At 55.8% G+C, this 12,929-nt stretch carries 14 protein-coding genes, 1 tRNA gene, 1 pseudogene and 1 other annotated feature; of the genes and pseudogenes, 3 read left to right on the top strand and 13 right to left on the bottom strand.

Annotated features, from left to right (window positions below):
- Window positions 1-53 precede the first annotated feature (53 nt).
- The 6 genes and pseudogenes from ACTG2O_RS08695 to ACTG2O_RS08670 form a co-directional block, all read right to left on the bottom strand.
- The gene (locus ACTG2O_RS08695) at window positions 54-1,001 is read right to left on the bottom strand and encodes a YbgA family protein (protein WP_439975614.1); all 948 of its coding nucleotides are present in this window, start codon (window positions 999-1,001) and stop codon (window positions 54-56) included.
- A gap of 180 nt (window positions 1,002-1,181) precedes the next feature.
- Window positions 1,182-1,824: pseudogene (locus tag ACTG2O_RS08690) on the bottom strand (autotransporter).
- Window positions 1,825-2,013: 189 nt separating this feature from the next.
- Window positions 2,014-2,586: a DUF3157 family protein gene (locus ACTG2O_RS08685; RefSeq protein ID WP_167570420.1), complete on the bottom strand. Its 573-nt coding sequence runs from the start codon at window positions 2,584-2,586 to the stop codon at window positions 2,014-2,016.
- 106 nt (window positions 2,587-2,692) lie between these two features.
- Window positions 2,693-3,529, bottom strand: a complete 837-nt coding sequence (locus ACTG2O_RS08680) for a hypothetical protein (protein ID WP_042080710.1) — start codon at window positions 3,527-3,529, stop codon at window positions 2,693-2,695.
- A 79-nt stretch (window positions 3,530-3,608) separates the two neighbouring features.
- Window positions 3,609-3,887, bottom strand: coding sequence for a DUF6482 family protein (locus ACTG2O_RS08675; protein ID WP_005338699.1), 279 nt, complete (start codon window positions 3,885-3,887; stop codon window positions 3,609-3,611).
- An 18-nt stretch (window positions 3,888-3,905) separates the two neighbouring features.
- Window positions 3,906-4,517 (bottom strand): HAD family hydrolase, encoded by a 612-nt coding sequence (locus ACTG2O_RS08670; RefSeq protein ID WP_263084492.1) that lies wholly within the window; start codon window positions 4,515-4,517, stop codon window positions 3,906-3,908.
- Window positions 4,518-4,687: 170 nt separating this feature from the next.
- Window positions 4,688-4,809: a sequence feature (Phe leader region), on the top strand.
- 38 nt (window positions 4,810-4,847) lie between these two features.
- Here ACTG2O_RS08670 and pheA point away from each other — a divergent pair.
- A complete protein-coding gene (gene pheA, locus ACTG2O_RS08665; RefSeq protein WP_021230338.1) occupies window positions 4,848-6,020 on the top strand; it encodes a prephenate dehydratase in 1,173 nt (390 codons plus the stop codon).
- A 77-nt stretch (window positions 6,021-6,097) separates the two neighbouring features.
- Here the strand turns inward: pheA and ACTG2O_RS08660 are convergent, their stop codons facing one another.
- Window positions 6,098-6,523 carry an LPP20 family lipoprotein gene (locus ACTG2O_RS08660; protein WP_005349622.1) on the bottom strand — a complete coding sequence of 142 codons (426 nt, stop codon included), beginning with the start codon at window positions 6,521-6,523 and terminating at the stop codon, window positions 6,098-6,100.
- Window positions 6,524-6,533: 10 nt separating this feature from the next.
- Window positions 6,534-7,154: a FlgO family outer membrane protein gene (locus ACTG2O_RS08655; protein ID WP_005338718.1), complete on the bottom strand. Its 621-nt coding sequence runs from the start codon at window positions 7,152-7,154 to the stop codon at window positions 6,534-6,536.
- A gap of 206 nt (window positions 7,155-7,360) precedes the next feature.
- On the opposite strand from ACTG2O_RS08655, the gene ACTG2O_RS08650 reads away from it, so the two are divergent.
- Both ACTG2O_RS08650 and ACTG2O_RS08645 read left to right on the top strand, forming a co-directional pair.
- Window positions 7,361-8,515, top strand: a complete 1,155-nt coding sequence (locus tag ACTG2O_RS08650; RefSeq protein ID WP_019446850.1) for a flagellar assembly protein FlgT — start codon at window positions 7,361-7,363, stop codon at window positions 8,513-8,515.
- Between the two features lie 50 nt (window positions 8,516-8,565).
- Window positions 8,566-8,642, top strand: a tRNA-Arg gene (locus ACTG2O_RS08645).
- Window positions 8,643-8,798: 156 nt separating this feature from the next.
- On the opposite strand, the gene ACTG2O_RS08640 is transcribed toward ACTG2O_RS08645, so the two are convergent.
- The 5 genes from ACTG2O_RS08640 to ACTG2O_RS08620 all read right to left on the bottom strand — a co-directional run bounded on the left by ACTG2O_RS08640 (window position 8,799) and on the right by ACTG2O_RS08620 (window position 12,746).
- Complete coding sequence (locus ACTG2O_RS08640) at window positions 8,799-10,166, bottom strand: tetratricopeptide repeat protein (protein ID WP_019446849.1); 1,368 nt, start codon at window positions 10,164-10,166, stop codon at window positions 8,799-8,801.
- Window positions 10,167-10,416: 250 nt separating this feature from the next.
- Window positions 10,417-11,115 carry a DUF2931 family protein gene (locus ACTG2O_RS08635; RefSeq protein ID WP_019446847.1) on the bottom strand — a complete coding sequence of 233 codons (699 nt, stop codon included), beginning with the start codon at window positions 11,113-11,115 and terminating at the stop codon, window positions 10,417-10,419.
- Window positions 11,115-11,336, bottom strand: coding sequence for a hypothetical protein (locus ACTG2O_RS08630; protein ID WP_152564571.1), 222 nt, complete (start codon window positions 11,334-11,336; stop codon window positions 11,115-11,117). Before ACTG2O_RS08630 ends, ACTG2O_RS08635 begins: the two co-directional genes overlap by 1 nt.
- Window positions 11,337-11,340: 4 nt before the next feature.
- Window positions 11,341-12,051 carry a DUF2931 family protein gene (locus tag ACTG2O_RS08625; protein WP_083851957.1) on the bottom strand — a complete coding sequence of 237 codons (711 nt, stop codon included), beginning with the start codon at window positions 12,049-12,051 and terminating at the stop codon, window positions 11,341-11,343.
- On the bottom strand, window positions 12,048-12,746 hold the full coding sequence (locus ACTG2O_RS08620) for a DUF2931 family protein (protein WP_019446845.1): 699 nt from the start codon (window positions 12,744-12,746) through the stop codon (window positions 12,048-12,050). Before ACTG2O_RS08620 ends, ACTG2O_RS08625 begins: the two co-directional genes overlap by 4 nt.
- Between the last annotated feature and the right edge of the window lie 183 nt (window positions 12,747-12,929).

Genomic DNA, 12,929 nt, shown 5'->3' with positions numbered 1-12,929 from the left:
CAAAGGAGTAAGGCTACCCGGCGCAAACCATGCGCCGGGGCAACAGAACGGATTCAGAGCCCGTAACGCAATTTCAGCGTATCGGGGTGCGGATTGAGATAAACCTGCTCGGCGAGATAGGGATTGGGGTACTCGCGCAGGTAGTGACGGATCAGGGTGAGCGGCACCAGCAAGGGGAAGATACCGGTGCGGTACTTGTCGATGGTATCGGCAAGCTCCTGCTTCTGGGCCGGGGTCAGCACCCGCTTGAAGTAGCCCTGCAGGTGCATCAGCACATTGGTGTGGCTGCGACGGTTGGCCCGCAGGGTCAGCGCCGTCATCAATCCCTTGATGTAGTTGTCGGCCACCTCCTGCAAATTGGTGGACTTGCCCAGATTGCCGAGCAGCTTGCCAAGCGCCCGGTAGTGGGTGGTGGCGTGGGAGAGCACCAGATACTTGTAGCGGGAGTGGAAGCGGATTAGCGCAGAGGCGGTAATGCCGCGGGCGCAGAGTTGCTGCCAGTCATGGTAGGCGAAGACCCGCAGCACGAAGTTCTCCCGCAGGATGGGGTCGCACAGGCGGCCATCCTCTTCCACCGGCAGCAGGGGGTTGGCCTCCATCAACGCCTTGGCAAACAGGCCGATCCCCTCCTTGGCGCTCCCCTCGTTGTTGGCGCCATAGACCTTGACCCGCTCCATACCGCAGCTGGGTGATTTGGCACAGAGGATATAACCGGAGATGAAGTCGAGCTGGCGTGTCTTCTGCTCGCTGAAGGCAATCAGCTTTTCGGTGACATCGAAACTACCGTTGCTCGCCTCGGCACGGATCTCGCCGTTGCGCTTGACCAGCCGGATGGCGGCGCGAGGCGCCCCTAGACCAATGGCCATCTCGGGACAGACGGGGTGATAGTCAAAGTGAGCGCCAAGATCCCGTTCGCAGAAGCTGGAGCGCTTGTGGCCCCCATCGAAACGTACCTCTTGTCCCAGCAGGCAGGCACTGATACCGACTTTAATCTTGTACATGATGACACTCCTTGTATAAGCATTGATTCAGTTATAGCAGTTATACAAAAAAATGAAAGTTGTATAACTATTTGCGACTGATACGACACAAGGAGAAAAAGAGGATCACCGGAAAAAGAAAAAACCCATGGCGAACGCCATGGGTAAAAATCAAGACACTACGGACTACGGGAAGGGGGATTAGAAGCTGTACTTCACACCCAGGCTGGAGATGGAACCTTTTTGCAGATCCCAGTTGCGATAGGTGTAATCGGCAGTCAGCGCCCAGTTCTGGTTGAGCTTGTAGGCACCGCCCACCTTGAAGTCGTGCATATCGTCGGTCATGTTGGCGTAGCGATAAGCGGTGGAGAGCTCGACATTGCCGATGTCGTAGCGCAGACCCACTTCACCGTACATGCTGCCGCTATCTTTTGCGAGCAACAGCATCCCACCCTTTGTTAGCGATATCGCTGGCAAGTTCACGCTCCAGCATGTAGCCGGTCACACCGGTTTCACCATAGAGGTTCAGACCCGTGCTCAGCGGAGTAAAGACACCAACACCGATGCTGGAGATCGACATGCTGTCGTTGCCGTTGCTGCGAGAGGTGTATTCAGTGCTGCCGCGACCATAGAAATTGGAGCCGAAGCTCTTGGAGAGATCCAGGCTCAGACCGCCAAAATCACGGGTTCCTTTGCTGTCATTGCTGAAGGTACCGCTGAGATAGTCGGACTTGGTGTGAGCCCAGGTGGCGGAACCCTTGGCGTAGCTGAAGGCATCCTGCGCCATGACGGAAGTAGAGGCAAACCCGGCCAGAACCAGAAGAGAGACAGTTGCTTTTTTCATGATGATAACTCCATGTGATTGGGCCCGTTGCTAGCGAGCTGGTATGGAGTCATTGTGCGATCAGGCTCCCGACTTGCCGAGCTGCAAGCTGTTGCAGAACCATGTCAGATGTAAGCAGATATTGCAGGGGGTGTCAGCGGCAACAAGTTGCCGGCCCACACGGTTTGCATGGGCCGGAACAACGCCAAATCAGCGGAAGACCACCTCGTCAATTTCGACACGCACCAGCGGCTGACCGGTCAATCCGGCAGGACGGGGGATCTCGAGGGCCAGCGACGGACGGGCTTGCCCCTTGCGCAGATAGGTCTCCGGCAGGCGGTTCTCGGCAACCCAGAAGCGGGCCTCCTGACGGCTCAGCTGCACCCCGTCAGCACTGAACAGGGTCACCATGCCACGTACCCCGACCACATTGCGGGTGCCGGTATTGCTCACCATAAAGGTCAGCACCAGCGGGTCAGATCCCTCGATCTTGTCCAGCTTGACCACCACACCGTCACGCGCCATCTGGGCAAGCAGTTCCGGATTGGCCTTGGCCTGATCGGTCAGCACCGGAGCAGCGACGGCCACCACGGGCTCAGCCTTCCCATCAGCAGCCACGCCCTGTACGGGCTCGGCCGGTTTGACCACCAGATACTCCCAGGTGAAGTCGTCGTTGAGCTGAACCTGCCGACCATCGGGCAGCGTCACCTGAGAAAGAGGGGCAGCCTGCGCCAGTACGGGGGAGAGGCACAGGGCAATCAGCAGACGGGAGAAGGGTTTCATAGGGCGAAGCTCGGCAACGGGTGAAAGGGCGACAGTATAAACAGTCCCGTCGCCCCTTGCCTATGACAGCACTCACGTTCTGGCACCCGCATCGCTTGCCCGCAGGCTAGATGGCGAGATCGTGCCGCTCTTTCTGTGCCATATCCAGGGTCACCAGATCGAACTTGCTCCCCTTGAGGGCGGACAAAATATCCGATTGCATATCAAAGGCCTGCGCACGCTGATGCTCGGGCAGACGCACCCGGGCCAGGGTGGTGGAGCAGTCGCACAGGGTATGGAAAAAGACCTGTGCCTCGTCCAGCCCCATGTCGGCCAGCATCTGCTCGGCCTGATCCACCATTCGCAGATAACGCTGCTCAAGCTGCCGTGGATTGGTGAAGCGATTGCTGAGGCAACCGTTGCTCCCCTTGCCCCAACGACCGAGCTGACGCTTGTTGAAGCCGTAACGATAATCGCGGCGCATCAATCCGTTGTCGGCAAAAAACCAGATTGAGTTGGCAGGCAGAGACCCGAACTGAGCAAGATAATCATCACGCTCCTCCACCGCTGCCGGAACCAGCAACGGCAGATGAGTCCACTCCGGACGAGTCTGCACATACTCACCAATGCGGCGAACCGGGTCGATCAGCCCTTCAATATTTGGCAGGCGATCGCAAAAGACGATCTCGTCACTCTTGATGACCCAGTGATCGATGCCATAACGCTGGCAATAACGGCGGGCTCGGGCCACTTCGCTGCGACTGCGGGTCGGATTATCGAGGGTAATTGCGTGGATTTTCACACCAGCAGCGCGGCACAGCTCGATGCTGTAGCAGGATTCCAACCGTCCCGAAAAAGAGACAACCAGCTCGTCAAAACTTGCCAGTCGCTCAATCAGCAGCTGTTCCCTGGCTTGAAAAGAGTGATCATATCCCTGATTCAGTACAACTACATTGGCACCCATTAAACAGCTCCGGATGATGAACAGGTGCAGTATTGTGCGGCAAACAAACTGAATAGACCCTTAAAGAGTCTGGTTAAAATTAAAACTTGATGATTATTTCCTGTGATTCTGCTGCTAAATCTTCATTTTGGGCGTCATAAATTCGTAATCTTGCTTGGTGAACCCGATGGGCTCGCAAGAAACCCTGCGCCTGATCCAGCGAGGTGAAGGTCAGGCGCCCTCCCTCACTGTCGGTCAGGCAGAGGCACTCCCCTTCTGCCTCAACACAGAGCTGATAACCGCTGCCATCCTTGCAGGCGATGATCAGGGTCGCCTCGGGATAGTGACTGAGCCAATTGCGAAACCGGCCATGCTCCATAGTGCTCCTAGAGGGGCATCATCCCCTGCCGGTGGCGGGCAAACAGCCCAGCTCACCCAGTTGCTGGCGGCAACTCGCCGCGTCGGTAAAAACGATCCCCCTGATACCGAGGGCCTCGGCGGCCGCGATGTTGGCAGGACTGTCATCGATGAAGATGCACTCTGCCGGTTTCAGATCGAACGACACCAGCAGATAGCGGTAGATATCCGGCTCCGGCTTCATCATCCGCACCCGAGCCGAGACCACCTTGCCGCTGAAGAAGCGCCAGAAATCCTGATGCTGCTCCAACCAGTCGATGCTGGCATGACCCATGTTGGAGAGGGCATACAGAGTGTGCCCCGCCCCGTGCAGCTCGGCTATCAGGGTTAGCATAGCGGGATCTGGCAGCAGGGAAGCGGGAACTGCCTGTAAAATGGCCAGATTCTCCGCCATCGAGAGGCCGGTGCGCGCTTGCGCTTCCCGGGCCATGGTGTGGAGCGACATGGTGCCTCTGTCTACCTCCAGCCAATCTGGGTGGTTAAAGAGCAGCTCGGCCAACTGTTCGGCCCCTTGCGGACCACGCACGGAACGCACTATGCCTACCGGATCCCAGCTCACCACCACCCGTCCCAGATCGAAAATAATCGCCATCGTCTTTACCTCCCCCACTGGGTGTCAGTCATCAAAACAGAGTCAATAGAACATCGCTCATACGCCATTTTCTTAACCGGATACCCTGCCCCCATCCCCGCCTGCGGGCAAGTTTTACTTGCATCAGACCGGCAAATCCCTTAATGGTTATGACGTTACTTCAAGGACACACCTATGCACGCACCATTCTTCTTTGCTTTCTCGTTTATCCGGCCCGCTTGAGGGAAGGCCTGTCGTCGTGTGAACAGAAAGCAAAGACGAATCGAGCCTCCCCTAGCGGAGGCTTTTTTTTGCATTAATATCAATCGATTACTTGGATAGGGAACAATCATGGCAACGCTCGACGAGATCAGACAAGACATCACCCGGTTGGATCAGGAGCTGCTTGCCCTGCTGGCGAAACGCAAGACCCTCAGCATCGAGGTCGCCCGTGCCAAGCAAGCCAACCCGCGCCCCATTCGTGACCACCAGCGGGAGCAGGAGCTGCTGGTCGCCCTGATCCAGAAAGGGCGCGTGCTGGGGTTGGATGCCCAGTACATCACCCGCATCTATCACACCATCATCGAAGACTCTGTGCTCTCCCAGCAGGCCTATCTGCAGAGCCTGCTCAACCCGGAGCAGCAGGAGCCGATGACCAGCGTCGCCTATCTGGGACCTCGCGGTTCCTACTCCAGCCTGGCCGCCCGCAAATATCTGGCGCGCTACAAGGATCAGGTGATCGAGGTGAACTGCCAGAACTTCCGCGAAGTGCTGGATGCGGTGGAGTCAGGCCGCGCCGCCTTCGGCGTGCTGCCCATCGAGAACACCAGCTCGGGCTCCATCAACGAAGTCTATGACGTGATGCAGCATACCAGCCTCTCCATCGTCGGCGAGCTCACCTACCCCATCGAGCACTGTATCCTCACCGCCGTACCGACCGAGCTGAGTCGCATCAAAACCTTCTATGCCCACCCGCAGGTGTTCCAGCAGTGCTCCCACTATCTGAGCAAGCTGGAAGGGGCGCGTCACGAGATCTGCGACTCCTCCTCCAGTGCCATGATGAAGGTGAAAGAACTGGCCAGCCCGGAGGCCGCCGCCATCGGCAGCGCCGCCGGTGGCGAACTGTATGGTCTGGATGTGCTGGCCGAGCAGCTTGCCAACCAGAAAGAGAACTACAGCCGCTTCATCGTGGTGGCGCGCAAACCAATCGACGTGGCACCGCAGATCCCGGCCAAAACCACCCTCATAATGTCCACCTCCCAGAAGCCGGGTTCGCTGGTCGAGGCGTTGCTGGTGCTGCGCAACCACGAGATCAACATGACCAAGCTCGAATCCCGTCCGGTACAGGGCAACCCGTGGGAAGAGATGTTCTACCTCGATGTCTCCGCCAACCTGCAAACCCCGGCGATGCAGGCCGCACTGGTGGAGCTGACCAAGATCACCCGCTATATCAAGGTGCTTGGCTGCTACCCGAGCGAGGATGTGAAACCCACCGCAGTGCCGCCGGTGCTGATGGGGAGCTAACCAGCCCACAACGACAAAAGGCGAGCACCCTGCTCGCCTTTTGTTTTGATGCCGATTTTCACGGTAAGCCCATCAACTCAGAACTGACCGGCCATCAGCTGGTTGATGTTGTAGAGGGCACGGGTATCGAGCTCCATCTCGGTGGCATAGGTATTGCCGCGCGGATAAGAGGCAACCACCCGGGCACCACGCACCACACCGGCGACCGACACATCAAGCGAGTTGGAGGTCTGGGTCAGGTCACGATAGCTGCTCTGGCCGCGCACCTGCTGACCATTGAGCTGCTCTGCCAGCTCGCGATAAGCATCCATCTTGGAAGCGCGAATGGCTTGCAGCATCTTCTCCGACTGGGAGGGGCCAGGCTGGATGTCGATCACCGCATAGCCCACCGCCTTGAGCACCGGAAAATCATCGGGCTTGCCACCCTGGGTGTAATCCACCACCCGGTTGTAGCTGCAACCGGTGAGCAAGAGTGCCAACAGGCAACCAAACAGGATCTTCATTACTCGCTCCTCACGGGGTCAGGTTGACCAGATGACCGCCCGGCCGGGCCTGACTGTCACGCATCAGATAACCGCGATTGATCGATGCCCGACCAAACGAGTTGTTGGCACCGAACAGATATTTTTGCGGGATCAGGCTCTGGGCCGTGGTCTCCACCATCTTGGTGCGCATGTCGATAACACGGGCGTTGACCAGGATCCCCTTGCTGTTGCGGCTGAAGGTGCCGACCAGAATGCGGGAGATCGGCAAACGGGAAGAGAGCTCCTTGTAGTTGCGGCTCAGCACGAAGTCCCCCTGCGGCGTCACCTTGATACTGCCGGTCAGCTTGAAGTCCACCACCACCTCGCCGCGGCGGTTGAGCTCGTAGATAAAGCTCTCCTCAATCTGCTGCCCCATCCAGTTGGTATCCTGCAGGGTGTCGAGATCGACGAAAGAGGCCACCGCGATGGGTTCGGTCAGAGTGGTCAGCGATTTGCGCTCCATCAGCTGATCGGTCATGCGCGCCACCAGCCAGTTGAGCTCCATCCCCTGCGCCGCCTGGCGGGGGTCACCCTGATCCCGATTGATAGGGTCGGAGCCACACCCGGTCAATGCCAGGGCAAGCGCCAACGCCGTGATGAGTTTGTTCATGGATACCTTTCCTGTATCTGCACCTGACTTATTATCGGACGCGCCGGACAAAGCTTGAGCCGGGAATGAGGCATGATTCTTGCTTTTTAATGGACATCGTCAGCGCCAACGTGCGCTGCCACTTGGAACGTGTTGTGATCCATGTCGGCCAGCAAGCGCCATTTCCTCAAAATGGCTCGGCTGCCCGCCAACTCAAGGTATCTGCTATGAAATTACCGCTGCTGTTGACCCTGCTGCTGGCCAGCCTGAGCGCCCGAGCCGAGCTTATAGAAGCGCAGGGCAGCGCCGCCATTCTGGGGGGCGATGAGGTCTATGCCCGCGAGCAGGCGACCCGCGACGCCCTGCGTCAGGCGCTGCTGGCCAGCGGCGCGGCCGTTTCCAGCGTCCAGCGTCTGGAAAATGGCAGCCTTCGCTCCGAGCAGATCCAGATCCGCTCCGGCGGCGACATTCGCCAGTACCGGCTCAAGCGGGAAGAGGTGCGCAACGGCCGCATGTATATCACGCTAGTGGCCGACATTCAGGCCGAGCGCCAGATCTGCCAGACCCAGCACTTCGCCAAGGATTTGACACTGGTGAGGCTGCGGATGCGCTATCCGGACCAAGCCAGCTACGGCGCCATGGACGACATGCCGGAAAACCTCTCGCGACGACTGTTCGAGACTCTCGCCAACGCGCCGCAAGGGGTCGCGGTGCGCCAGTGGCTGGATGAAAACCTGCGCATCGACCCGCTTCACCTGCAACAGGGGGATCGCAGTGCCCTCGAAGAGATCAAGGCGCTCAGCCTGCGTACCGACAGCCAGTATCTGGTGCTCGGCAGCATCGACGATCTCTCCATAGAGCCGCAAGGCAACCAGCTGACCAGCTGGTATGAGGATCCCGTACGCAACTTTCGCATGCAGCTCTACCTGTTCGATGGCATCAACGGCAGTCTGGTCAACCGCAAGGTCTACGAAGGGCGTGCCACCTGGACCTTTGGCAAGCGGGAACAGGTGGGCAGCAGCAGCGGCCAGTTCTGGCAGTCAAGCTATGGCCAGGAGGTCAACTACCAGTTGCAGCAGGCGGCTCAGGATCTGGTAGCCCAGCTCACCTGCGCCCCGGTCACCGCCCGGGTGGTTGGCCAGAACGAACGAGGCCCCTACATCAATCTGGGGCGGCGCAACGGTGTCAAGCTTGGCGATCAGTTCCGCATCCAGCACAACGCCGACTTTATCGACCCCTACGGCAAGTCGCGCATGATGCGCAACCCAGCCGACGGCCTGTTTGAGGTAGTACAGGTATTCGACGATGGCGCCATCATCAGCAGCCAGAACAAATATTCGCCGTTTAACATCCAGAATGGGGATTTGGCAGTATTGGAATAAGAATCAAGGGTTTAAAAGGGAATTGCTTCTTGTATAATGCCCGCCACACAGCTCCCGTAGCTCAGCAGGATAGAGCGGTCCCCTCCTAAGGGACAGGTCACTGGTTCGACTCCAGTCGGGAGCGCCATATAAAACAAGGGGTTGGCATCATCATGGAGCCAACCCCTTGGTTGTTTTTGGCCCTGGCGTGCTTGTGAGCGTCGTATTACCCCATCATGCGCTCAAAACCCAGGGGCTATGGGATAACACTGTGGCCCTTAAGGGCCACTTGCCTGTCAAGCTATCAGCCTTTTTGCCAGATAGTGGCGATCTTGCCAAACCAGTGCTCAGAGAGCTTTTGCGCCTGTTTGACTTCCGGCTTGGTCATCGCTGCTTCCAGCTCATCACGAGCCAGCACGGCTTCTGGCATCCCTTCTGTTGCCGCCATAGATAACCAGGCATAGGCATGTACCCGGTTGCGCGGAGCCCCCAGTCCCTCTTCACGCATGGTCCCCATACGGTATTGAGCCATCCGGTCACCCTGCTGGGCAGCCAGACGATACTGCTTGAGTGCCAACACATAGTCCTCTTTACCGCCCAAACCCTGCCGCAGCATCTCGCCATAAGCATATTGAGCCTGGGTATGACCTTGTCCAGCAGCTTTGGCATAGCTGGCTCTGGCTTGCTCCAACTCACCCTGCTCTTGCTGCAACTGCGCCAGCTCGAAACTGGCCTTGGTGATCCCGCCTTCCGCAGCCAGAGTCAACCAATGTTGCCTGGCTACGCCATCTGTTTGTTGCAAGCTCAGTTGGTACTCCGCCTCATGCGAGCCATGAGTCACCGCCAACTCCAACCAATATCTGCCCAACGCAGGATCAGCTTGCACTTGCTCTCCCGCCAGATAAGCAACACCCAGCCATAGTTCAGCTTCGGCAGAACCCGCATTGGCAGCCCGCTGATAAGCCGCGAAAGCATCAGTTGGTGTAGCCTGACGAGCCAGCAACAACAAGGCATCCGGCTGCTGCTGGGCGGCCGCCTTCTCAAACCAGCGCAGGGCAATATCCGGGCGTTTGATCACCCCTTTCCCCTGCTCATAGCGCTTGCCCAGCTGATACTGAGCGTCACGATTGCCCAGCTCTGCCGCTTTTTCCAACCACTTGACGGCATCCTCATCCGCCCCCTGCTGCTTGGCATACCACTGCCCAAGGATCAATTGCGCCTCTGCATGATCCTGTTTGGCGGCTTTCTCGAACCAGTCGAGGCATTCACTGACCAGCTTGCCCTGATGCTGCTCCTGACACATCAGGCCCAGCTGATAGCTGGCATTGCTGTTGCCAAGGCGAGCAGAGCGCTGCCACCACTGAGTAGCAAGTGCTGGATTCTTTGGCTCACCGAGTCCAGCCTGATACCACTCCCCTACCTGCCAGGCAGCATTGGCACGGACCTGCTGATCGGCAGCCAAAGGGCCCGACTGCTCAGCGGCCTGCTGCATCCAGTGCATGGCGTTGGGGTAATCAGGTTGGCTGGCCAGACGTTTGGCCAGCTCATATTGGGCTCGGCCATCCCCCTGCTTTGCGGCTTGGGATAACTCGGCGTCAGTGAGTGAAGTTGTGGAAGAGCAGGCTGCGAGCAGGCCGGTAGCCAGCGCCAGCCATAAAGCGTTAAATTTCATGGAAAAATCTACTCAGAGTGAAAATGTTACGGATAAATCGCGCCTATCTTGCCAACAGGCCCGTTGTACTACACAACCATCTGATGGCCATCAAGTGAATGCGAATCCTCCCTGATCATTAGCCTTTCCTGCCTAGTGCTCTCGACCAATTCGGCGGTCATAATATGGTCATTATCACGATGAAAAAGCAGATGCAGGGCAAACAGGTTTTGGTACAGCTTCATTGATACCTCTTAAACCGCAATCCAAATCAATTGACCGGATCGGTATCCGTCTTGGGCGGTGCTGCGCGATAAGCGTCCATGATCGGGGCCCAGTCCATGCCATTGGGAATTGGGTATTGTTTGAATAGCTCACCATATTTCTTGTCAAAATCATCCATTCCATATTGGCGTACTACCGGTACTTTCTTGTCATACCAATCATCGGTTACCTCTTCGGCTATGCCGCGGACAAGCAGTAGGTCAGGACTGAGCTGCAATCCTCCTCCGGTTAATATGACCTCGAAATAACCACCAGGAGCCAAACCAAAATAGAGGCGATTTCGTCTATCATAACGCCCTTCAACCAAATACACCTGACGCATTTTCTGCTCTAGATCGATCGGTAAATCTACCTTGATGCGGTATCGTTTTCGATCATGGAACGAAACCATCTCAATCACGGCTTTATCGGGTACCGGTACACCGTCTGTCGGCAGTCCTCCACCACCAGCCCAGTAATACTTTTTATTGATAAGTTTACTCTGAAGAATGCCAGCGTTGCAGCCCCCTCCTGGATAACCCACCACCTTCTTACCTTGCCAGTAAAACTCTGCTTTGGTTGTACAAAAACTGTCAACATTAGAGCCTGTACCATAACGCCAAGAAAAAGGTTTGATCTTTGTATTCGCAGCACAAGCCAACAGAGGAAAAAGCAGGCCAAGCACTAATATCCATCGTTTTAACATCATGACACCTTGTTCCCTATCAGTTCGCGCCTCTCTTTACTAATACTCGTTTCGTCTTTATTGGTATGGGCCGGATTTGCAATGCCCTTGTTGCTGGCACTGTGGTGGAGATAGTCACGACGCAAGGCGCGGTAAACATCAGGTGATAATTGATGAGCCAAGTTCTTGGCGACCTTCAGTTCGATAGCAGATAAGGCCCAAAGTTTATCCAGCGCATACAAGTCATCACTGCACTGGGTCAGTATCTGTCTTGGGTTGGGCAGCGCGATAGGCGTCCATGATGGGGGCCCAATCCATGCCAAGAGGGACAGGGTTCTGTTGGTAACTCGCTCCATAGCTATCATCAAACGATTTAAAAGGATTATGGAACTGTTTAGTAAGTGGAACTTTAGTGTCTTGCCAAGGATGTACTTCTGTAGCAAGGCCTCTTGTGAGCAATACATCAGGTTTGACATTGAATTTAGTTAGAAACACTTCAACATAACCTCCTGGCGCTAGCCCAAGAGCGATAATATTTCTCCGTGCTTTTTGGCGTTTCTCTGCATTGACAATCAAGTAGTTTTGAGCGAGTTGTGTATTCAAATCCTGTGGAAGGGTTAAAGTAATGCCATAGCGTTTTTTGTCATGAAATGAAATCCACTCAATATCCACTTTATCTGGAATTGGTTTGTTATATAGCTTTCGTCCTCCACCTATACGCCACCGATAATCTTTTCGTTGTAATGCCTCTACTCCAACATACCCTGCATCACCATTTGAAGAACCATGAATCAGACTCCCCTCACGATAAAAATTAGCCTTGGCATGCCAAATTTCATCAGCATTGGACCCTACCATATATGACCAGTCCATGGATTTGGGGCCATCGTCATCGCACAATGCAGACTTTGATAGCAGGAACGTCAGTATAAAAATCCAGCGTGTTAATATCATCATTGAACCGGAGTTATATCAGTCTTAGGCTGTGCTGCGCGGTAAGCATCCATGATAGGCGCCCAGGCCATGCCATTGGGAACTGGGTATTGCTTGAATAACGCGCCATATTTCTTGTCAAAATCATCCATTCCATATTGGCGATCTATCGCTACTTTCTTGTCATACCAATCATCAGTCACAACTTCGGCAATACCACGAGCAAGCAGAATATCTGGCTTAACATTTAACCTATCTCCCTTGAGCAACACCTCAAAATAGCCGCCTGGCGCTAGGCCAAAATAGAGCCAGCTACGGCGGTCATAACGCCCCTCAACAGAGTAGACCTGGCGCATCTGTTGCTCCAGATTGGCAGGCAAGTCCACCTTTATACGGTAGCGCTTGCGATCATGGAAGGAAACCATCTCAATCACAGCTTTATCGGGGATGGGAACACCGTCGGTAGGCAGGCCACCACCACCCGCCCAATAATAACGTTGCACCTTGATTCTATCGGCAAGTAGACCTCCAGCTCCGCCACCGGCCAAACGGTCGGCATAAACTTGTTTCCCTCTAAGATAGAACTCGGTCTTGGTGTTCTTAGTAAGATCTATATTACTGCCTGTACCATAATCCCAAGCAAATTGAGGCAAAGGTTGTGGCGCCGCGCAGGCCATCAATGAAAGGCAAAAAACCGATAATGCGACGATAGATTTCATCTCTGCGTTGGTACATCCTGCTCTAGATGGGAGAGATCCATGGTCTCAAGCGCCTTCATATTATCAATGTATCGGCGGCGCATATCTTGGCGCAGAGCTGTAATTGCCTCTAGCGTGAGCTGCCGCGGGAGGATATTTGGTGATGTTGGTTTGGAACCCTTAGCCGGCACTTTCAAGCTCCAT

Origin of the sequence: Aeromonas sp. 61P (genome assembly GCF_051919545.1) — a bacterium.
In the GTDB taxonomy this organism is placed as follows: domain Bacteria; phylum Pseudomonadota; class Gammaproteobacteria; order Enterobacterales; family Aeromonadaceae; genus Aeromonas; species Aeromonas veronii.
Note: the sequence above shows the minus strand (reverse complement) of the source record. Positions and strands in the feature narration are given on the sequence as shown.

What these genes read in the sequence shown, in the direction of transcription:
- ACTG2O_RS08635 (WP_019446847.1), bottom strand. Translation starts at nt 11,115, where the DNA reads ATGTTAAAACGATGGATATTAGTGCTTGGCCTGCTTTTTCCTCTGTTG.
- ACTG2O_RS08655 (WP_005338718.1), bottom strand. Translation starts at nt 7,154, where the DNA reads ATGAACAAACTCATCACGGCGTTGGCGCTTGCCCTGGCATTGACCGGG.
- ACTG2O_RS08675 (WP_005338699.1), bottom strand. Translation starts at nt 3,887, where the DNA reads ATGGAGCATGGCCGGTTTCGCAATTGGCTCAGTCACTATCCCGAGGCG.
- ACTG2O_RS08685 (WP_167570420.1), bottom strand. Translation starts at nt 2,586, where the DNA reads ATGAAACCCTTCTCCCGTCTGCTGATTGCCCTGTGCCTCTCCCCCGTA.
- pheA (WP_021230338.1), top strand. Translation starts at nt 4,848, where the DNA reads ATGGCAACGCTCGACGAGATCAGACAAGACATCACCCGGTTGGATCAG.
- ACTG2O_RS08625 (WP_083851957.1), bottom strand. Translation starts at nt 12,051, where the DNA reads ATGATGATATTAACACGCTGGATTTTTATACTGACGTTCCTGCTATCA.
- ACTG2O_RS08680 (WP_042080710.1), bottom strand. Translation starts at nt 3,529, where the DNA reads ATGGGTGCCAATGTAGTTGTACTGAATCAGGGATATGATCACTCTTTT.
- ACTG2O_RS08660 (WP_005349622.1), bottom strand. Translation starts at nt 6,523, where the DNA reads ATGAAGATCCTGTTTGGTTGCCTGTTGGCACTCTTGCTCACCGGTTGC.
- ACTG2O_RS08650 (WP_019446850.1), top strand. Translation starts at nt 7,361, where the DNA reads ATGAAATTACCGCTGCTGTTGACCCTGCTGCTGGCCAGCCTGAGCGCC.
- ACTG2O_RS08640 (WP_019446849.1), bottom strand. Translation starts at nt 10,166, where the DNA reads ATGAAATTTAACGCTTTATGGCTGGCGCTGGCTACCGGCCTGCTCGCA.
- ACTG2O_RS08620 (WP_019446845.1), bottom strand. Translation starts at nt 12,746, where the DNA reads ATGAAATCTATCGTCGCATTATCGGTTTTTTGCCTTTCATTGATGGCC.
- ACTG2O_RS08695 (WP_439975614.1), bottom strand. Translation starts at nt 1,001, where the DNA reads ATGTACAAGATTAAAGTCGGTATCAGTGCCTGCCTGCTGGGACAAGAG.
- ACTG2O_RS08670 (WP_263084492.1), bottom strand. Translation starts at nt 4,517, where the DNA reads ATGGCGATTATTTTCGATCTGGGACGGGTGGTGGTGAGCTGGGATCCG.